Annotated in this window: 18 protein-coding genes; 8 read left to right on the top strand and 10 right to left on the bottom strand. The window is 60.8% G+C overall.

Features of this window, described 5'->3' with window-relative positions:
* Nucleotides 1–13: 13 nt before the first annotated feature.
* Nucleotides 14–880, top strand: coding sequence for a LysR family transcriptional regulator (locus Q0V31_RS05465; RefSeq protein WP_298185356.1), 867 nt, complete (start codon nucleotides 14–16; stop codon nucleotides 878–880).
* 153 nt (nucleotides 881–1,033) lie between these two features.
* On the opposite strand, the gene Q0V31_RS05460 is transcribed toward Q0V31_RS05465, so the two are convergent.
* From Q0V31_RS05460 to Q0V31_RS05430, 7 genes are all read right to left on the bottom strand, one after another.
* Complete coding sequence (locus tag Q0V31_RS05460) at nucleotides 1,034–1,804, bottom strand: MetQ/NlpA family ABC transporter substrate-binding protein (protein WP_298185353.1); 771 nt, start codon at nucleotides 1,802–1,804, stop codon at nucleotides 1,034–1,036.
* Between the two features lie 78 nt (nucleotides 1,805–1,882).
* Nucleotides 1,883–2,560, bottom strand: a complete 678-nt coding sequence (locus Q0V31_RS05455) for a methionine ABC transporter permease (RefSeq protein ID WP_298185350.1) — start codon at nucleotides 2,558–2,560, stop codon at nucleotides 1,883–1,885.
* Complete coding sequence (locus Q0V31_RS05450; protein ID WP_298185348.1) at nucleotides 2,560–3,567, bottom strand: methionine ABC transporter ATP-binding protein; 1,008 nt, start codon at nucleotides 3,565–3,567, stop codon at nucleotides 2,560–2,562. Before Q0V31_RS05450 ends, Q0V31_RS05455 begins: the two co-directional genes overlap by 1 nt.
* A 200-nt stretch (nucleotides 3,568–3,767) precedes the next feature.
* On the bottom strand, nucleotides 3,768–4,607 hold the full coding sequence (locus tag Q0V31_RS05445) for a PA5502 family lipoprotein (RefSeq protein WP_298185345.1): 840 nt from the start codon (nucleotides 4,605–4,607) through the stop codon (nucleotides 3,768–3,770).
* A gap of 68 nt (nucleotides 4,608–4,675) precedes the next feature.
* Nucleotides 4,676–5,464 (bottom strand): zinc ABC transporter permease subunit ZnuB, encoded by a 789-nt coding sequence (gene znuB / locus Q0V31_RS05440; RefSeq protein ID WP_298185342.1) that lies wholly within the window; start codon nucleotides 5,462–5,464, stop codon nucleotides 4,676–4,678.
* Entirely contained in the window at nucleotides 5,457–6,263 is an 807-nt protein-coding gene (gene znuC, locus Q0V31_RS05435; RefSeq protein WP_298185340.1) for a zinc ABC transporter ATP-binding protein ZnuC, read from the bottom strand. Before znuC ends, znuB begins: the two co-directional genes overlap by 8 nt.
* Nucleotides 6,260–6,745 (bottom strand): Fur family transcriptional regulator, encoded by a 486-nt coding sequence (locus Q0V31_RS05430; RefSeq protein WP_298185338.1) that lies wholly within the window; start codon nucleotides 6,743–6,745, stop codon nucleotides 6,260–6,262. Before Q0V31_RS05430 ends, znuC begins: the two co-directional genes overlap by 4 nt.
* A 53-nt stretch (nucleotides 6,746–6,798) precedes the next feature.
* On the opposite strand from Q0V31_RS05430, the gene znuA reads away from it, so the two are divergent.
* Complete coding sequence (gene znuA / locus Q0V31_RS05425) at nucleotides 6,799–7,785, top strand: zinc ABC transporter substrate-binding protein ZnuA (RefSeq protein WP_298185336.1); 987 nt, start codon at nucleotides 6,799–6,801, stop codon at nucleotides 7,783–7,785.
* 15 nt (nucleotides 7,786–7,800) lie between these two features.
* On the opposite strand, the gene Q0V31_RS05420 is transcribed toward znuA, so the two are convergent.
* Nucleotides 7,801–8,751: a homoserine kinase gene (locus tag Q0V31_RS05420; protein WP_298185334.1), complete on the bottom strand. Its 951-nt coding sequence runs from the start codon at nucleotides 8,749–8,751 to the stop codon at nucleotides 7,801–7,803.
* A 15-nt stretch (nucleotides 8,752–8,766) separates the two neighbouring features.
* Complete coding sequence (locus Q0V31_RS05415) at nucleotides 8,767–9,051, bottom strand: DUF2782 domain-containing protein (RefSeq protein WP_298185331.1); 285 nt, start codon at nucleotides 9,049–9,051, stop codon at nucleotides 8,767–8,769.
* A 74-nt stretch (nucleotides 9,052–9,125) separates the two neighbouring features.
* On the opposite strand from Q0V31_RS05415, the gene polA reads away from it, so the two are divergent.
* Nucleotides 9,126–11,975 (top strand): DNA polymerase I, encoded by a 2,850-nt coding sequence (polA, locus tag Q0V31_RS05410; RefSeq protein ID WP_298185329.1) that lies wholly within the window; start codon nucleotides 9,126–9,128, stop codon nucleotides 11,973–11,975.
* A 290-nt stretch (nucleotides 11,976–12,265) separates the two neighbouring features.
* Here polA and yihA read toward each other — a convergent pair whose 3' ends face one another.
* Nucleotides 12,266–12,919, bottom strand: coding sequence for a ribosome biogenesis GTP-binding protein YihA/YsxC (gene yihA / locus Q0V31_RS05405; RefSeq protein ID WP_298185327.1), 654 nt, complete (start codon nucleotides 12,917–12,919; stop codon nucleotides 12,266–12,268).
* A gap of 248 nt (nucleotides 12,920–13,167) precedes the next feature.
* On the opposite strand from yihA, the gene Q0V31_RS05400 reads away from it, so the two are divergent.
* From Q0V31_RS05400 to Q0V31_RS05380, 5 genes are all read left to right on the top strand, one after another.
* On the top strand, nucleotides 13,168–13,458 hold the full coding sequence (locus Q0V31_RS05400) for a c-type cytochrome (RefSeq protein ID WP_298185325.1): 291 nt from the start codon (nucleotides 13,168–13,170) through the stop codon (nucleotides 13,456–13,458).
* A 45-nt stretch (nucleotides 13,459–13,503) separates the two neighbouring features.
* The gene (locus Q0V31_RS05395; RefSeq protein WP_298185322.1) at nucleotides 13,504–14,109 is read left to right on the top strand and encodes a c-type cytochrome; all 606 of its coding nucleotides are present in this window, start codon (nucleotides 13,504–13,506) and stop codon (nucleotides 14,107–14,109) included.
* Nucleotides 14,110–14,262: 153 nt separating this feature from the next.
* Entirely contained in the window at nucleotides 14,263–14,892 is a 630-nt protein-coding gene (locus Q0V31_RS05390; protein ID WP_298185319.1) for a thiol:disulfide interchange protein DsbA/DsbL, read from the top strand.
* 24 nt (nucleotides 14,893–14,916) lie between these two features.
* On the top strand, nucleotides 14,917–15,780 hold the full coding sequence (locus tag Q0V31_RS05385) for an endonuclease/exonuclease/phosphatase family protein (RefSeq protein ID WP_298185317.1): 864 nt from the start codon (nucleotides 14,917–14,919) through the stop codon (nucleotides 15,778–15,780).
* A gap of 15 nt (nucleotides 15,781–15,795) precedes the next feature.
* A complete protein-coding gene (locus Q0V31_RS05380; RefSeq protein ID WP_298185315.1) occupies nucleotides 15,796–17,706 on the top strand; it encodes a diguanylate cyclase in 1,911 nt (636 codons plus the stop codon).
* Nucleotides 17,707–17,723 lie beyond the last annotated feature (17 nt).

The following is a 17,723-nucleotide window of genomic DNA, read 5'->3' as shown; positions in this document are numbered from 1 at the left end:
AGTCGAGGCGTCGATGCTGCGTGAGTTGAAAACCTTTGTGACGGTCGCGCGGTATGGCACCTTCGCGGCGGCGGGCCAGCAGGTCGGCCTGACTCAGTCGGCTGTGAGTGCGCAGATGCGTGTGCTGGAACAAGGCTTGGGTGTGCGCCTGTTTGATCGCAGTGGCCGCTCGGCCACCTTAAATGCGGCCGGCCGTCATGCGCTGCCTTTGGCGGAACAGATGCTGGGGCTGTATACGCAGATGGCGTTGCCGACCAGCGCAGCCGAGTGGCAGGGCGAGCTGCGGGTCGGTGCGATTGCCACGCTGCAGACGGGCTTACTGCCTGAAACGCTGCCGGCGTTCCGCATGGCTGCACCCCGGGTTGAGTTGAAACTGGTGCCGGGCGTGTCGCTCAACTTGCTGGGTCAGGTTGATGCCGGCGAGCTGGATCTGGCGCTGCTGATCAAACCGCCATTCGAGCTGCCCAAGGAGTTGCTGCAGATTAGCCTGGCGCGTGAGCCCTTTGTGCTGATCGCGCCGCTCGGCGTGAGCGGTGATGATCCGTTGCAGATACTCGGCGAGCAGCCCTTTGTGCGCTACGACCGACGCTCGTTCGGGGGGCGGCGGGTCAATCAGTTCCTCCGTGAGCAACACCTGCAGGTGCAGGAGGCGCTGGAGCTGGATGAGTTGGAAGCCATTGTGCGCATGGTCGAGTGCGGCCTCGGCGTATCGCTGATCCCGCGAGCGGGGCTGTGGTTACAGCGTCCCACGCAGTTACGGGTGATTGAGCTGGGCGCGCTGACCTTTCACCGCGAGCTGGTCGCGGTGTTGCGCCGCGCGCAGCGTCAGCCGGCACTGGATTGCCTGTTGGATTGCCTGCGCGATGCCGCCAAGGCATAAATGAGCGTGGGTTAGGCCACGCCGTCGATAGCCAGCCTTCAGCAAGAACCGTTGCGCCGTTAACCCACCCTACGAAGTTTGCGTGAGCCTCGCCCATAAACGACAAACCCCGCACGAGGCGGGGTTTGTCAGATGGAGCAGAAGTGCCGGTTCTTAGAACGCCGGTACTACGGCACCCTGATACTTCTCGGTGATAAAGGCTTTCACTTCGGCGCTGTTCAGCGCTTTGGCCAGTTTCTGCAGCGCGGCGTTGTCCTTGCTGTCGGCACGGGCGACCAGGATGTTGACGTAAGGCGAGTCGTTGCCTTCGATGGCCAGGGCATCTTTGGTCGGGTTGAGCTTGGCTTCCAGCGCGTAGTTGGTGTTGATCAGCGCCAGGTCAACCTGGGTCAGTACGCGCGGTAGGGTAGCGGCTTCCAGTTCACGCACCTTGATCGCTTTAGGGTTCTCGGCGATGTCTTTCGGCGTGGCGAGGATGCCTGCCTCCGGCTTGAGGGTGATCACCCCAGCCTTTTGCAGCAGCAGCAGGGCCCGGCCGCCGTTGGTGGCGTCGTTAGGGATGACCACATTGGCACCTTGCGGCAGGTCAGCCAGGGTTTTGTGCTGGCTAGAGTAAGCGCCGAAGGGCTCAACGTGTACGCCAGCGACACTGATCAGCTCGGTGCCACGGCTCTTGTTGAACTCGTCCAGGTACGGCTGGTGCTGGAAGAAGTTGGCGTCCAGGCGCTTTTCCGCGACCTGTACGTTGGGCTGCACGTAATCGGTGAACACTTTGATGTTCAGCTCAACGCCTTCTTTGGCCAGCACTGGCTTTACGAATTCGAGGATTTCTGCGTGGGGTACGGCGGTAGCCGCGACGCTCAGGCTTTCGGCCTGGGCGGAGAAGGCTGCCAGGGCAGCGATTGCAGCGATCAGTTTTTTCATCATAAAGCTCCTTGTGGGATGTGTACGGTGTCCGGCAGGTAGCCGGCGGCCCGCTGCCTTTTGCGTCTGTTAGACGCTTTATTTACGGGAGAAGTGCACCACCAGCCTGTCGCCGACGGTTTGTAAAATCTGTACCAGTACCAGCAGCAAGACCACGGTGACCAGCATCACGTCCGGCTGATAGCGCTGATAGCCATAACGTACCGCGAGGTCGCCAAGGCCACCGCCGCCAATCAGGCCGCTCATGGCGGTGTAGGACACCAGGGTAATGGCGGTCACGGTGATGGCCGCGATGATGCCGGGCATGGCCTCGGGCAGCAGGGCGTTGACGACGATTTGCCGGGTGGTTGCGCCCATGGCTTGGGTGGCCTCGATAATGCCGCGGTCCACTTCACGCAGCGCAGTTTCCACCAAGCGCGCGAAGAACGGCGTAGCCCCGACCACCAGCGGCGGGATTGCCCCGGCAACGCCTAGCGAGGTACCGGTGACGATCACGGTAAACGGAATCATCACGATCAGCAGGATCACAAACGGCACCGAGCGCAGGACGTTCACCAGCAGCGACAGCACACCATACAGGGCTTTCTGTTCGAACATTTGCCGTGGGCCGGTGAGAAACAGCAACACCCCCAGCGGCAGACCGAGCAGTACGGTGAGCAAGATAGAGCCGCCGAGCATGCTCAGGGTGTCCAGGCTGGCGTAGCCGATTTCTATCCAGTCGACATTGGGCAGCAGGCGAGTGAGTAAGGCTTCCATTAGCGCAGCACCTCCAGATGCACGTCGGCGCTCGCAAAGCGCGCCAGTGCGGCGTCCATATCGCCGCCGGTCAGGGCCAGGGTCAACTGGCCGTAAGGCGTGTCTTTGATGCGGTCGATACGTCCGGCGAGGATGCTGTAATCAACCCCGGTTTCGCGCGCGACGGTACCCAGCAGCGGCGCGTAGGTGGCTTCGCCCTGAAAGGTCAGGCGCAGGATGCAACCTTGTACGTGGGCGAAATCGTCACGCTGTGCATCTTCTTCAATCTGCTCGTCTTCCTGCACAAAGCGTTTGCTGGTGGCGTGTTGCGGGTGCAGAAACACCTCGGCTACTGGCCCAGACTCGACAATCACCCCGGCATCCATCACCGCCACGCGGTCGCAAACACGACGGATCACGTCCATCTCGTGGGTGATCAGCACGATGGTCAGGTTCAGCTCGCGGTTGATCTCGGCCAGCAGTTGCAGCACCGAGGCGGTGGTCTGTGGGTCGAGAGCGCTGGTGGCTTCGTCGCACAGCAGAATCTTTGGCTCGGTGGCGAGGGCGCGGGCGATGCCGACGCGCTGTTTCTGACCGCCGGAAAGCTGCGCCGGGTATTTATTGGCGTGATCTTGCAGGCCAACGCGGGCCAGCAACTCGCTGACGCGCGCGTCGATGGCGCTGCGTGGCAGTTCGCCCGCCAGTTTCAGCGGCATGGCCACGTTGTCGGCCACGGTTTTCGAGGACAGCAAGTTGAAGTGCTGGAAGATCATCCCGACACGCTGGCGGAAGCGCCGCAGGCCATTGGCGTCGAGGGCGGTGACGTCCTCACCATCGACCTCGATACGGCCGCCGCTGGGCTCTTCCAGGCGATTGATCAGGCGCAGCAGGGTGCTTTTGCCTGCACCGGAGTGGCCGATGATGCCGAACACTTCGCCACGGGCGATGTGCAAGTCACTTGGCTGTAAAGCGGGGATGTTCTGGCCACTGACGCGGTACGCCTTGTGGACCTGATGGAAATTGATCACGCGTTAAACCTTTTGGGTTTCAGAGTGGCCGGATAGGCATAAGCGGCCGGCTAGTCTACCCGGCGCTGTTTAGGTCGTAAAAATCTTTGTAGACCTATGTTTATAACTAAAAAGAATTAAAAGTCGAGCTGTTCAGCCCTGAGTCACCAGAGCCAATGCAAACGACCGGGCAAGCCCGGTCGTCGCCTCTGTGCAGTGGTTTAGCGTTTGGGGCTGAGCACCAACTGCGGTACCTGAGCAGGTTTGATCACCTGGCTGATACGTGGGCTGAAACTTGGATCCAGCCGCTTGATCCGGGCATTGAGCAGCGAGGCGACCCAGGGGAAATCCTTAGCCTGGCGTACTTCGATGCGCACCGTGCAACGGAACGTCACAACATCGGCTGCGACAGCGTCGAGCAGGCTGCGCAGGCGTTCATTATCCTGGTTGTCGAGCATCGGCATGCTGATCACGCTGCTGGCCGCCGCTGGGTTGATCAGCTTGGCTTGGGGCTTGGCTGGCGCTGGTGCAGCAACTGGCGGCTGTTTCGCCTGATTCACAGCGGCTTGACGCTCGGCAGCAAGGCGCTGTTGACGGGTTTGTTCTAGACGAGCCGCTTCAGCGCGAGCGGCGTTCAATGCCTTGGCTTGGCGCTGCTGTTCGGCGGCGGCCAGTTCGGCCTTGCGAGCCTGGGTGATGGCGCCATCCAGACCGGTGGTCAGGGCTGGGGCCTGCGGCATCAGGCTACGAGCGTGGCTCAGGGCTTTGGTGGCGTTATCCAGGTCACCGCTTTGCAGGGCCTTTTGCCCTTGTTGCAGATGCGCTTCGGCGAGCTGTCGCTGGTAGTGCTCCAGGCGTGTATCACCCGCCGCGCGTTGCTGCAGGTTTACCAACTGGCTTTCAGCACGGCTCAAGTCGCCGCGAGTAAGGCTCTGATCGAGTTGGCGAAAAGCGCTGACCAGATCATCCACCGGCAGGTTGGCCGGTTGCGGCGCGCTTTGGCAGCCGGCCAGCAGTAGAACCAGCACCAGGGTCACGCCACGGAAAACGAACGATTTCATTGCTGCGCGTCTCGGGTTGAGCAAAAAACGTGCAAGTTTACACTGCGCTCGACGGCATCACCAACAGTTCAGGCGGTGCGCCGCGGTAAGGCAAAAGAAAGCAAAAATAGGCCGGCGGCGGTAACCACAATCGAAGGCCCGGCCGGGGTGTCCTGAAACCACGACAGGCTCAGGCCGCCACACACCGCGACAATGCCCAGCAGGCTGGCACCGAACGCCATCTGCTCCGGGGTGCGCGCGTGACGCTGGGCGGCGGCGGCGGGGATGATCAGCAGGGACGTGATCAGCAGCACGCCGACTATCTTCATCGCCACGGCAATCACCACGGCGATCAACAGCATCAGGCTCAAGCGAATCGCCGCCACCGGCAGGCCTTCGACCTTGGCCAGCTCTTCATGCACGGTAATCGCCAGCAAGGGCCGCCATAGCACTGCCAGTAGCACCAGCACCAGCGCGCTGCCGCCAACGATCCAGGCCAGGTCAGTCGGGCCGACAGCCAGCAGGTCGCCGAACAGGTAACCCATCAGGTCGATGCGCACGTCCTGCATAAAGCTTAGTACCACCAAGCCTAGGGACAAGGTGCTATGGGCGAGGATGCCGAGCAGGGTGTCGGAGGCCAGCGGTTGGCGGCTTTGCAGGGTGACCAGCAGGGTCGCCAGGAGCACGCAGCCGACCGTCACCGCCAGGGTCGGGCTGACGTCCAGCATCAGCCCGAGCGCCACGCCGAGCAGTGCGGCGTGGGACAGGGTGTCGCCGAAATAGGCCATGCGCCGCCACACCACGAAGGAGCCGAGCGGCCCGGCCACCAGCGCCAGGGCCAGGCCGGCGAGCAGGGCGTTGAGTAGAAAATCAGCCATGCTTGCAGCCATCTCCGTGAATGTGCGGTTTAACCGGGCCTTTAATGCTCAGGCCAGAGGTGTTTTCGCTGACCACCGCGCCATGCAGGTCGTGCTCATGGTCGTGGTGGTGGGTGTAGATCGCCAGGCTCTTGGCATCCTGGCCGAACAGTTCGACGAAGGCCGGATCAAAGCTGACTTGCTCCGGATGCCCGGAACAGCAGACGTGGCGGTTCAGGCAAACCACCTGGTCGGTGGTGCTCATCACCAGGTGCAAGTCGTGGGAGACCATCAGCACCCCGCAGCCATAACGGTCACGCAGTTGGGTGATCAGCCGGTACAGCTCGGCCTGACCGGCGACATCGACGCCCTGTACCGGCTCATCCAAGACCAGCAATTCCGGTTCGCGCAGCAGTGCACGGGCCAGCAGTACACGCTGCAGTTCGCCGCCGGAGATGCTTTGCAGCGGGCTGTCGATCACCTGTTCGGCGCCGACTTCGGCCAGCGCCGCTTGTGCGCGGGGGCGATCAACCCCCGGCACCAGGCGCAGAAAGCGCAGCACCGAGAGCGGTAAGGTGGCATCCACATGCAACTTTTGCGGCATATAGCCGATGCGCAGCTTGGTTTTGCGCCAGACGCTGCCGCTGTGGGGTTTGAGCAGGCCGAGTACGGCGCGAACCAGGGTGGTTTTACCGGCACCATTGGGGCCGATCAGGGTGACAATTTCGCCGGGCTTCACGCTCAGTTGCACATCGTGCAGCACGTTTTGCCCGGCGAAGGTCACGCCGACGCCTTCGAGGCGGATCAGCGCATCACTCATGCGTGCTCCCGGCAGCCAGCGCACAGCCCAACCACTTCCACGGTTTGGCTTTCGACGACGAAGCCGACCGCCGCTGCGGAGCTGACAATGGCGTTGCTGATGACGGCTTGTTCCAGCTCGATGGCCGCACTGCAGGCTCGACAGATCAGAAACTGGCCTTGGTGCGGATGCTCTGGATGGCTACAGCCGATAAAAGCGTTGAGCGAAGCAATGCGATGCACCAGGCCGTTTTCCAAGAGGAAGTCCAGCGCCCGATAGACCGTTGGCGGCGCGGCGCGGCGACCGTCCTCTTCACTCAATACGCCAAGAATGTCATAGGCACCCAGCGGCTTATGGCTGTGCCAGACCAGTTCCAGCACGCGTTTACGCAAGGCGGTCAGGCGCAGACCTTGGCGCGTGCAGATGCTTTCTGCTTCAGCCAGGGCGTGGCTGACGCAGTGGGAGTGGTCGTGTGGGCGTGAGGCCAGGGGCGCTTGAGTCATGGGCAACGACGAATTGGCTAAGAGACGTTATTATATTACCTGTTCCTTTGCCTATGAGTGTTCCCGTGTTGCGTCTTTTTTCTGCTGCGTGCCTGTTGTTCGCCACTCTTTCTTTCAGCGCTGTTGCCCAGAGCGAGGCCTCGGTGCGTGTGCTGACCAGCATCAAACCGCTGCAACTGATTGCGGCGGCAGTGCAGGACGGGGTGGGTCAGCCGGACGTGCTGCTGCCGCCGGGCGCCTCCCCGCACCATTACGCGCTGCGTCCCTCCGATGTGCGCCGGGTGCGCGATGCCGACCTGCTGTACTGGATTGGCCCTGATCTAGAGAGCTTTTTGCCGCGGGTATTGGCCGGTCGCGATAAAGCCAGTGTGGCGGTGCAGGATCTGCCAGGCATGAGCCTGCGCCATTTCGGCGATAGACCGGCGCAACACACCGAGCATGATGATCACGCAGATCACGCAGATCACGCAGATCACGCGAGCACCGCCGCCGATCAGCATGACCATGCGCACCGCCCCGGGAGTCTGGATGCCCACCTGTGGTTGTTGCCGGCCAATGCCCGGGTTATTGCCGGCAAGATGGCAGCCGATTTGGCGCTGGTCGATCCCGCCAATGCGGCGCGTTACCAGGCCAATGTCGAGGTGTTTGCTGGGCGGTTGGACGCGCTGGATCAGCGCTTGCAAACCCGTCTGGCCGGTTTGAAGGGCAAGCCGTACTTTGTATTCCACGAAACCTATGATTACTTCGAGGCTGCTTACGGGCTCAGCCACGCTGGCGTGTTGAGCGTACTCGGTGAAGTGCAGCCCGGCGCCCAGCATGTTGCCGCCATGCGTGAGCGCTTGCAGCAAGCGGGGCCGACCTGCGTGTTCAGCGAGCCACCGTTGCGCCCGCGCCTGGCGCAAACCCTGAGTGCGGGTTTGCCAGTCACCCTGGCCGAGTTGGATGCCATGGGCGGTGCCATGGCGGTCGATGCGCAGGGTTATACGGCGTTGCTGGAAAACCTCGCGGGTGAACTGGCGGGTTGTTTAGAGGCGTTGTAATAGCAGGCTGGCTTGCTAGAAGGCGAATGGCAGGCCCAAATCGACCTGTTGGCGCTGCGCCAGGCGGCGCTGGAACTCATTCGGATCATGGATCAACACCTCTTGCCCGGCGAAGGACTCGGCGGCAATCAGCCGTGACAGCCAGAAGCGCACGCAGGCGATACGCAGCATCGCCGGCCATAGTTCGGCTTCCGCTGCAGTAAAGGGTCGCAGCGCCGCATAAGCACCGAGCAGGACCTGAGCGCGCTTGTGATCGAGGCTGCCATCTGCATGCGAGCACCAGTCATTCAGGGCGATCGCCAGGTCGTAGAGCATCGGCCCGCAGCAGGCATTGTAGAAGTCGATCACCCCGGCCAGATGGTTGCCGTCGAACAGTACGTTGTCGCGGAACAAGTCGGCATGCAGGTTGGCTTGTGGCAAGGCCTGGATGTGCGCCGTGAGGCCGTGAATTTCCGCCAGTGCATCACGCAGCAGCGGCAGTTGCTCATCGGGCAGTTGTAAGGCCAGGCTGGGTCCTTCGGCCAGCATCCAGGCTAAGCCGCGATCACTTTTGCGCGGCAGCGGTTGGGCGTGGGTGGCCAGGTGGATGCGCGCCAGCAGTGTGCCGACTTCCTGGCAATGATGCGGGTTAGCGGCCTGCACATGCTTGCCGGCCAAGCGCGGCTGGAGCAGCGCCGGCTTCTCCGCGAGGCTGCGCAATGCCTCGCCGTCGCTGGTGCGCAGGGCATAAGGCACGGGCAAGCCGGCGTCATGCAGCACGTCGAGCAGCTCGATAAAGAACGGAAGGTCGGCGCTTGGGCCCCGCTCGATCAGGGTCAGAACAAACTCGCCCTGCTCCAGGCTGACGAAGAAATTACTGTTCTCGCTACCCGCGGCAATACCCTGGAAGTCGCGCAGGCGACCCAGGTTATAGGGGGCGAGAAACGTCTCGAGCTCGTGGCGCTCAAGCGGGGTAAACACCGACATGACTGAACTGCCTTATTACCAGCTGAAAATTTCCCAGGCCGGAATCAACATATCCGGGCTGTCCGAACGAACAAAGTTGCCATCACTGCCATCGGCGCGCACCAGAAAGTACGGCTTGCCGCCTTTGGGGATGACTTTGACGGCGTACAGAAAACCGTTAACCCGGTATTCCTGAATGGTGCGGTCGCCGTCCTGGCGAATGGTTACATCCGGGTCTGCCGAGACTGGGTCTTCGGCTTGGACGGCAAGCGTGGTGAATGCCAGCAGGCTGGCCAGCAACAGGCGATTGAGTGTGCGCATGGTAACCTTGTCCCTTTGCTTTCAATGGTGTGGCCATTCTACCGCCGCCCCCGCCGAAAAGGTTGATCCTGCTCATGAGTCAAAGCCCTTTAGTCTTGGTTGACGGTTCTTCCTATCTTTACCGCGCCTTCCATGCCCTGCCGCCGCTGACCACCTCCAAGGGCTTGCCCACAGGGGCGGTGAAGGGCGTGCTGAATATGCTCAAGAGCCTGCGCAAGCAGTACCCGAAAAGCCCGTTTGCCGTGGTGTTCGACGCCAAGGGCGGGACGTTTCGCGATGAAATGTTTGCCGACTACAAGGCCAATCGCCCCTCGATGCCGGACGACTTGCGCGTGCAAGTTGAGCCGCTGCACGCCAGCGTTAAGGCCATGGGCTATCCGCTGCTGTGCGTTGAGGGCGTCGAGGCCGATGACGTCATCGGCACGCTGGCCCGCCAGTGCGCCGCCGAAGGTCGCGATGTGGTGATCTCCACCGGCGACAAGGACATGGCTCAGCTGGTGTGCCCGCACGTGACGCTGGTCAACACCATGACCGGCAGCGTTTACGACATCGAGGGCGTGAAAACCAAGTTTGGTGTCGGTCCTGAGCTGATCATCGACTACCTGGCGCTGATGGGTGACAAGGTCGACAACATTCCCGGCGTGCCGGGTGTGGGTGAGAAGACCGCGCTGGGCTTGCTGGTCGGTATTGGCGGCGGCCTGGATGTGCTCTACGCCAACCTCGACAAGGTGCCGGGGCTGCCTATTCGTGGGGCCAAGACTCTGCCCGCCAAGCTCGCCGAGCATAAGGACATGGCGTACCTGTCCTACGCCCTGGCGACCATCAAGCTGGATGTACCGCTGAATATCGAGATCGAGTCGCTGCACCCGGCTGCGATGGATGTGCCTGCTTTGGTCGAGCTGTACGCCGAGCTGGAATTCAAAACCTGGCGTGATGAACTGCTGCGCAGTAATCCTGCGCCGGTGGCTAAGCCGCAAGCCAAAGCGGCCGCTGATGATCTGTTTGCCCTGGCGCCGAGCGCCCAGGCGGTGCTCGAAGAGGTTGCCGTTGCAGCGGCTGCCCCGGTCGCTGATGAAGCGCAGGTTGAAGCTCAGGCCCCTGAGGCGCTGGGCGATTACCAGTGCATTCTCGAGCAGGCACAGTTCGACGTTTGGCTGGAGAAGCTGCGTAACGCCGAACTGATCGCCTTCGACACCGAAACCACCGGTCTGGATGCGCAAAAGGCGCAGTTGGTTGGGTTGTCGTTTGCGGTTAAAGCTGGCGAAGCGGCCTATATCCCGGTGGCGCACAGCTACATGGGCGTGCCGACCCAGCTGGACCGCGATGCGGTACTCAATGCGCTAAAGCCGATCCTCGAAGACCCGAACAAGGCCAAAGTCGGCCAGCACGCCAAGTACGACATCAATATCCTCGCCAATGCCAGTACGCCGATTCAGGTGCAGGGGGTGAGGTTCGACACCATGCTCGAGTCCTATGTGCTGGACTCCACCGCCACCCGTCACGACATGGACAGCCTGGCGCTGAAGTACCTGGACCACAGCACCGTGCGCTTTGAAGACATCGCCGGCAAGGGTGCGAAACAGTTGACCTTCGACCAGATTGATCTGGCTCAGGCGGCACCCTATGCCGCCGAGGATGCCGACATCACCCTGCGTCTGCACCAGCACTTGTGGGCCAAGCTGGATGCCGAGCCAAGTCTGGCCAAGGTCTTGGGCGAAATTGAAATGCCGCTGGTGCCGGTGCTGGCGCGAATTGAGCGGCAAGGCGCGTTGGTCGATGCCAACTTGCTCGGTCTGCAAAGCAACGAGCTGGGCGAAAAACTGGTGGCGCTGGAGCGTCAGGCGTTCGAGATTGCCGGTGAGGAGTTCAACCTCGCCTCGCCCAAGCAGCTTGGGGTGATTCTCTACGAAAAACTCGGCCTGCCGATTATCAGCAAGACGGCTAAAGGTCAGCCATCGACAGCCGAGGCGGTGCTGGCCGAGCTGGCCGAGCAGGACTACGAGCTGCCCAAGCTGCTGATGCAGTACCGCTCCTTAAGCAAACTTAAGAGCACCTACACCGACCGCCTGCCGGAGCAGATCAACCCGCGTACCGGGCGTATTCACACCAGTTATCACCAGGCGGTGGCCGCGACCGGGCGCTTGTCGTCGACCGATCCGAACCTGCAGAACATCCCGATTCGCACCGCCGAAGGGCGGCGGATTCGCCAGGCGTTTGTTGCGCCCAAGGGCTACAAGCTGCTGGCGGCGGACTATTCGCAAATCGAGCTGCGCATCATGGCCCATCTGGCCAAGGATGAGAGCTTGCTGGATGCCTTCCGCCACGGCCGCGATGTGCACAAAGCTACTGCCGCCGAGGTGTTTGGTGTAGCGCTGGATGACGTTACGACTGATCAGCGACGCAGCGCCAAGGCGATCAACTTCGGTTTGATCTATGGCATGAGCGCCTTCGGTTTGGCCAAGCAAATTGGCTGTGATCGTAAACAGGCTCAGGCCTATATCGATGTGTACTTTGCCCGCTATCCCGGCGTGCTGGCGTATATGGAGCGCACCCGCGAGCAAGCCTCAGAGCAGGGCTATGTCGAGACGCTGTTCGGCCGCCGGCTGTATCTCCCGGAGATCCATGCGAAAAATCCTGCGCTGCGTAAAGGTGCCGAACGCACGGCGATCAACGCGCCGATGCAGGGTTCTGCAGCGGACATCATCAAGCGCGCCATGGTCACGGTGGACAACTGGCTGAGCGAATCCGGCCTGGATGCCAAAGTCATCTTGCAGGTGCACGACGAACTGGTGCTGGAAGTGCGCGAGGATTTGCTCGAGCAGGTGCGTGAGCAGATCAAGCCGTTAATGGGCAATGCCGCCGCGTTGGATGTGCCGCTGCTGGTTGAGGTGGGCGTGGGCAATAATTGGGATGAAGCGCACTGATGAGCGCCGCGCAACCTGGCGGCAGCGCTGGGGTGGCGGGGTAATATTTTGAGTATCGACGCGGGTGTTTTTATAACTAATTAATTATTCCGCGTGCCTGAACTTTGTTTTGTCTCAACCACTCAGAGTTTATGGATGGCCTAGACAACCATCCGATACTCCTTTGTTGTGTTAAGTGTTGGCAGATTCTGAACCCCGCCCTAGCGGTTCAGATGTTGAGCCCCGAACTTCCCTCCCCCCATAGAAGTTCGGGGTTTTTTTATGCTCGCCAGCCTTGGGCCTGAGCCGATTCAGGCGTGGTTTTCTTGATCGTCCGGCAGGGCAAACTCACCCAGTTGCATCCATTCGGCCAGCACGGCCTGAGCGTCTTCGATGCCAATGCGCTTGGGCGCGGAGAACAGTTGGATGCTAACGCGGTCGCCCCAGCGTGCCTGAATCTCCTTGCGCACCTCTAACAGAACGGTTTTCGCGGCGCCAAAGGCCAGCTTGTCGGCTTTGGTTAGGAGGATGTGCATGGGCATTTCGCTGGCAGCTGACCAATCGAGCATGAGGATATCGAACTCAGTCAGCGGTTTGCGGATATCCATCATCAGCATCAGTCCGCGCAGGCATTCGCGGCTGCCGAGGTAGGCTTCCAGGTGCTTCTGCCAGTGCAGTTTCAGCGGGATTGGCACTTTGGCGTAACCATAGCCAGGGAGGTCAACCAGGCGGCGCTCTTCATCTAATTTGAAGAAGTTGAGCAGCTGAGTGCGCCCCGGCGTCTTTGAGGTGCGCGCCAGGCTGGCGTGGGTCAGGGTATTCAGGGCGCTGGATTTACCCGCATTGGAGCGTCCGGCAAAGGCCACTTCATGGCCGAAATCTTCCGGGCACTGGTCGACTTTGGCGGCGCTGATAAGAAAAGTGGCTTGCTGGCACAGGCCGATAATTGGGTTCTTGGGTTGCATCTGGGTATCCGTAAAGGCGAGCGTAGGGTGGCGTTACAGGCGCGATGCCCTTGCGACATTTGCGCGCAGCCTGCCTGCTGTTGCTTAGTGCGGCAAGCTGCGTCGTTTCCGTTTCAATGACGCCAGTATATAATGGCGCAGATTTTGTGTGCGCTTTCTCCCTATTGTTGGATAAGTGAGCACGGGAACGATTTAGATCATCTGCCCATAGAAAGCAGTACGTTCCCCTCCCTGATGAGGTTGATCTGATGAAAAAATTGCTGATTGCAGCCAGTGCATTGATGCTGTCGTTGAGTGTTCAGGCTGCACAAGACCCTGAAGCCGTATACGCTCGCTCCTGTGGTGTATGCCACAACGGTCAGATCCCCACTGCGCCACAACGCGGTGATAAGGCCGCTTGGGAGCCGCGTTTGGCCAAGGGCACTGATGCCCTGGTGCAAAGCGTCACCAATGGTCTGAATGCCATGCCGCCTCGCGGTCTGTGCATGGACTGCTCGGCCGAGGATTACCAAGCGGTCATCAAATTGATGGCCGAGTAAGCCGGGCTTATAAACTCTTTTCTTAGTCGCAAATTGGATTAGCTGATGAACAAAGTACTCGTGAGTCTGCTGTTGACCCTGGGCATTACCGGCCTGGCACAGGCCGCAGGCAATGCCGAAGCTGGTCAGGGTAAGGTGGTTGTATGTGGTGCGTGCCATGGTGCCGACGGCAACAGTGCAGCCCCAAACTTCCCGAAACTGGCTGGGCAAGGCGAACGTTACTTGCTCAAGCAGTTGAATGACATCAAGTCCGGCGCGCGCCCTGTGGTGGAAATGACCGGGCTGCTCGATGGTCTTAGCGACCAGGATCTGCAAGATATCTCCGCCTACTTCGCCAGCCAGCAGATGAGCGTTGGCGCTGCCGACCCGAAACTGGTCGAGCGTGGTGGCGAGTTGTTCCGTGGCGGCAAGCTGACTGAAGGCATGCCGGCCTGCATCGGCTGCCATTCGCCTAACGGCGCGGGCCTGGATGCGGCGGGTTACCCACAGCTGGGCGGTCAGCACGCGACTTACGTGGCTAAGCAGTTGACCGACTTCCGTGAAGGCAACCGCACCAATGACGGCGACAGCATGATCATGCGCGCGATCGCCGCCAAGCTGAGCAACAAGGATATCGAAGCGGTATCCAGCTTTATCCAGGGTCTGCATTGATCCGCTAGCACCGCGACATGCAGTAATGAAATAGGGTGGCTCAGGCCACCCTTTTTCGTTGTGGGCATCGCTACAATGCACGGAACCCCAGTCTGTCATGCGGGTCGAACTTCAGTTCGACATCACGCACCGTTTATAGCCAAGGAGTAACGCATGCGTAACCTGATTTTCAGTGCCACTCTCGTCACCGCCAGCCTATTTGGCCTGAGCGCACATGCCGAGCCAATTGAAGCAGGCAAGCAATATGTTGAGCTGAGCAACCCGGTAGCGGTTTCCAAGCCTGGCAAGATCGAAGTGGTGGAGTTGTTCTGGTACGGCTGTGGGCATTGCTATCAGTTCGAGTCGACCATCAATCCGTGGGTCGAAAAACTGCCGGAAGATGTCAACTTCGTGCGCATCCCGGCCATGTTCGGCGGCATGTGGAACGTGCATGGCCAGCTATTTATCACCCTCGAAGCGATGAAGGCCGAGCACAAGGTACATGCCGCGGTATTCGATGCCATCCACAAACAGGGCAAGAAACTCGCCACCCCCGAAGAGATGGCCGACTTCCTGGCGGCTGAAGGTCTCGACAAGGATGCCTTCCTCAAGACTTACAACTCCTTTGGCGTGAAGAGCCAGCTGGAGAAAGCCAAGAAACTGGGTATGGCCTACCAAATTACGGGTGTGCCGGTGATGATCGTGGGCGGCAAATACCGCTTCGATATCGGTAGCTCGGGTGGCCCACAGCAAGCCCTGCAAGTGGCCGATCACCTGATCGCCAAAGAGCGCGCCGCACAGTAAGCGGTTTACGCGGGTAACGCGTTGATGCTCAGGCGCTGGCCAGCCAAGCGGGCGATTGGCCTGTGCGATGCACGGGTCAATCCATGTTGTCCGCCAGCGGATGACTGGCCGCAGAATGGCAGTCTGCGCCTGCTCAGTTTCAATATTCAGGTGGGCATCAGCACCCAGCGTTACCACCATTACCTGACGCGCAGCTGGCAGCATCTGCTGCCACATGCCGGGCGCAGCGGCAATCTGCAACGGATTGGCGAGCTGCTCGGGGATTTCGATCTGGTGGCGTTGCAGGAGGTCGACGGCGGCAGCCTGCGCTCGGGCTACGTCAATCAGGTCGAGCACCTGGCGCGTCTTGGTGCCTTCCCTTATTGGTACCAGCAACTCAACCGCAACCTCGGCCGCCTGGCGCAGCACAGCAATGGGCTGTTGAGTCGTTTGCAGCCCAGTTTGCTGGAAGACCATCCGCTGCCCGGCCCACCCGGTCGCGGCGCGATGCTGTTGCGTCTTGGCGAAGGCCAGGATGCGGTTGCCGTGGTGATGATGCACCTGTCCCTCGGTGCGCGAACGCGGACTCGCCAGTTAGCCTATATCCGCGAGTTGCTCAGCGACTATCGGCATATCGTCCTGATGGGCGACATGAACACCCATGCCAATGATCTGCTGCAGTATTCGCCGCTGCGTGACCTTGAGCTGTTCGCGCCGCAAATCGAGGCGACTTTCCCCAGTTGGCGACCGCAGCGCTGCCTCGACCATATCCTGCTCAGTCCCAGCTTGCCGCTGGAGCGCTGCGAGGTGTTGTCGCAGCCGATTTCCGATCACTTGCCGGTGGCGGTGCAAATCCGCCTGCCCACTTCACTCTTTGGCCCTGCAACGCCTATGCTGATTGAGCCCTGAACGTGGACTGCGACTATGACCGATGATGCCCAGCGCTGGAAAAGTAAGTACCTGGAAAGCCTGGAGCAGCAAGAACAGCTCGAGCGTCGCTGGGATGCACGCCTCGACCTGCTAAGGCGCGGGCTGGTACGCAGCTCGCTGGCGGCCGAGGGCAGTGACAAGTCGGTTGACCAGTGCATGCAGGAGCTGCGCGATATTTTGCGCCGCAACGATATCGATACCGGCCTGTCGGCGCTTATTCCGCGGCTGGAAAAGGCGGTGCTCGACTCTGAGAAAAGCCGTCAGAGTCGACTTGAATTGAATGTGTCTGGGGTTGCCAGCCTGACTGATCAGTTGCTCGCCCTGGACCCGCCGCGCGAGGTGCGCAAAGCCCTGAAGCAGTTTGCCAGGCGCATCGAAGAGCGTGCCAGCCAGCCGCGCGAGCTGCCCACATTGCTCGGTGAGTTAAGCCGTTTGCAGCAGCAAGCCCTGGCGACGATTGAGCGTGAGGCCGGCACGGCGCGCCCGGGTTTGCTACAACGCCTGTTTGGCGGCAAGGAGGCGGCACCTGATAGCTCGGCTGCCAGCGAGCCGGCAGCGGTGGATAGGGCGCAACCGCAAACGGTTGACCAGGCCGCAACGCCAGCGCAGAGCCGCCCAGCGGTAGCTGAGGTGCTGCTGAATCCGGCTGACGAAGAGCCTGCACTCACCTCGGTAGCTGCAGTCAGGCTAAACCCTATGTCTGAGCTGCCATTAGAGTTGCAGATAGCCGCGGCGACAGAGCAGGGTGCCGCACCTGAAACACCTGAAACACCTGAAACACCTGAAACACCTGAAACACCGGAGCCAATGGACGATGTGGGCGATCCGGCTTACGCCCTGCCGCCAATACCCGAGCCGGGTTACAGCGCCGTCGCCCCGCATATCAGCGGCAGCCTGCTGGGCCTGCTCGATGAACTGGAACTGCCTACGCGCCATCAGCCGCAGGGCGAAGCCTTGCGCCAGCGGGTGCAGGGCGGTCTGAACTGGTACGAATTGGTTTCGGTGCTGGATGATTTGGCGGTGCTGGTGCTGGCTGTCACCGACAGCGGTCAACGTGACTTTGCCAGCTATCTGAAGCAACTAAACGAACGTCTGGCAGCGTTTCTCAGCACCCTCAGCGAAGCGCATGAGGGTTATAGCGAGTCTGTAGAGAGTGCCCGCAGCTTTAACCAGGAACTGCGTGAGCAGGTCAGCGACTTGCAGAGCAGCGTGCAGACGGCGGTCGACCTGCCGACCCTCAAACACGCCCTGGAAGCACGTCTGGATGGCTTGCTCAGCACGGTCAGTGAGCACCAGCAGCACCGCGATGGGCGGGAAGAGCAAGTGGCCCTGCGCCTGCAAAGCCTGACCCAGAAGGTCGCTGATATGGAGCAGGAAGCGCAGGGCTTTCGCGATCATCTCGAAGAGCAGCGGCAGAAGGCGCTGATCGACCCGCTTACCGGTCTGGCCAATCGCGCTGGCTGGAGCGAGCGTTTGGAGCTGGAGATGGCGCGCTGGAAGCGCTATGGCGGCGAGTTGTTGCTGGCAGTGCTGGATATCGATTACTTCAAACGCATCAATGACAGTTACGGCCACCTGGCTGGCGACAAGGTGTTAAAGATCATTGCCGGTGAGTTGGCCAAGCGCCTGCGCAAGACCGATTTTATTGCGCGCTTTGGCGGTGAGGAGTTTGTCTTGCTGATTCCCTCGACGCCTATGGAGGGTGGTCATCAGCTGCTGCAAACCCTGCTCGATGGCATTGAACAGTGTCCGTTCCACTTTCGCGGTGAGCGGGTGACCATCACCCTGTCGGCCGGTCTGGCGGCCTTTACCAGTGATGAGAGCGGCGACCAGGTGTTTGAACGGGCCGATCAGGCGTTGTACCGTGCCAAAGACGCTGGGCGTAATCAGGTCGTACTGAGCTGAAGCCAGCTCAGGCCACG

Origin of the sequence: uncultured Pseudomonas sp. (assembly GCF_943846705.1) — a bacterium.
In the GTDB taxonomy this organism is placed as follows: domain Bacteria; phylum Pseudomonadota; class Gammaproteobacteria; order Pseudomonadales; family Pseudomonadaceae; genus Aquipseudomonas.
Note: the sequence above shows the minus strand (reverse complement) of the source record. Positions and strands in the feature narration are given on the sequence as shown.

Bases quoted from the DNA above. Each gene is read 5' to 3' on its own strand.
- Q0V31_RS05465 (WP_298185356.1), top strand. From the start codon at position 14: ATGCTGCGTGAGTTGAAAACCTTTGTGACGGTCGCGCGGTATGGCACC.
- Q0V31_RS05460 (WP_298185353.1), bottom strand. From the start codon at position 1,804: ATGAAAAAACTGATCGCTGCAATCGCTGCCCTGGCAGCCTTCTCCGCC.
- Q0V31_RS05455 (WP_298185350.1), bottom strand. From the start codon at position 2,560: ATGGAAGCCTTACTCACTCGCCTGCTGCCCAATGTCGACTGGATAGAA.
- Q0V31_RS05445 (WP_298185345.1), bottom strand. From the start codon at position 4,607: ATGAAATCGTTCGTTTTCCGTGGCGTGACCCTGGTGCTGGTTCTACTG.
- znuB (WP_298185342.1), bottom strand. From the start codon at position 5,464: ATGGCTGATTTTCTACTCAACGCCCTGCTCGCCGGCCTGGCCCTGGCG.
- znuC (WP_298185340.1), bottom strand. From the start codon at position 6,263: ATGAGTGATGCGCTGATCCGCCTCGAAGGCGTCGGCGTGACCTTCGCC.
- Q0V31_RS05430 (WP_298185338.1), bottom strand. From the start codon at position 6,745: ATGACTCAAGCGCCCCTGGCCTCACGCCCACACGACCACTCCCACTGC.
- znuA (WP_298185336.1), top strand. From the start codon at position 6,799: ATGAGTGTTCCCGTGTTGCGTCTTTTTTCTGCTGCGTGCCTGTTGTTC.
- Q0V31_RS05420 (WP_298185334.1), bottom strand. From the start codon at position 8,751: ATGTCGGTGTTTACCCCGCTTGAGCGCCACGAGCTCGAGACGTTTCTC.
- Q0V31_RS05415 (WP_298185331.1), bottom strand. From the start codon at position 9,051: ATGCGCACACTCAATCGCCTGTTGCTGGCCAGCCTGCTGGCATTCACC.
- polA (WP_298185329.1), top strand. From the start codon at position 9,126: ATGAGTCAAAGCCCTTTAGTCTTGGTTGACGGTTCTTCCTATCTTTAC.
- yihA (WP_298185327.1), bottom strand. From the start codon at position 12,919: ATGCAACCCAAGAACCCAATTATCGGCCTGTGCCAGCAAGCCACTTTT.
- Q0V31_RS05400 (WP_298185325.1), top strand. From the start codon at position 13,168: ATGAAAAAATTGCTGATTGCAGCCAGTGCATTGATGCTGTCGTTGAGT.
- Q0V31_RS05395 (WP_298185322.1), top strand. From the start codon at position 13,504: ATGAACAAAGTACTCGTGAGTCTGCTGTTGACCCTGGGCATTACCGGC.
- Q0V31_RS05390 (WP_298185319.1), top strand. From the start codon at position 14,263: ATGCGTAACCTGATTTTCAGTGCCACTCTCGTCACCGCCAGCCTATTT.
- Q0V31_RS05385 (WP_298185317.1), top strand. From the start codon at position 14,917: ATGCTCAGGCGCTGGCCAGCCAAGCGGGCGATTGGCCTGTGCGATGCA.
- Q0V31_RS05380 (WP_298185315.1), top strand. From the start codon at position 15,796: ATGACCGATGATGCCCAGCGCTGGAAAAGTAAGTACCTGGAAAGCCTG.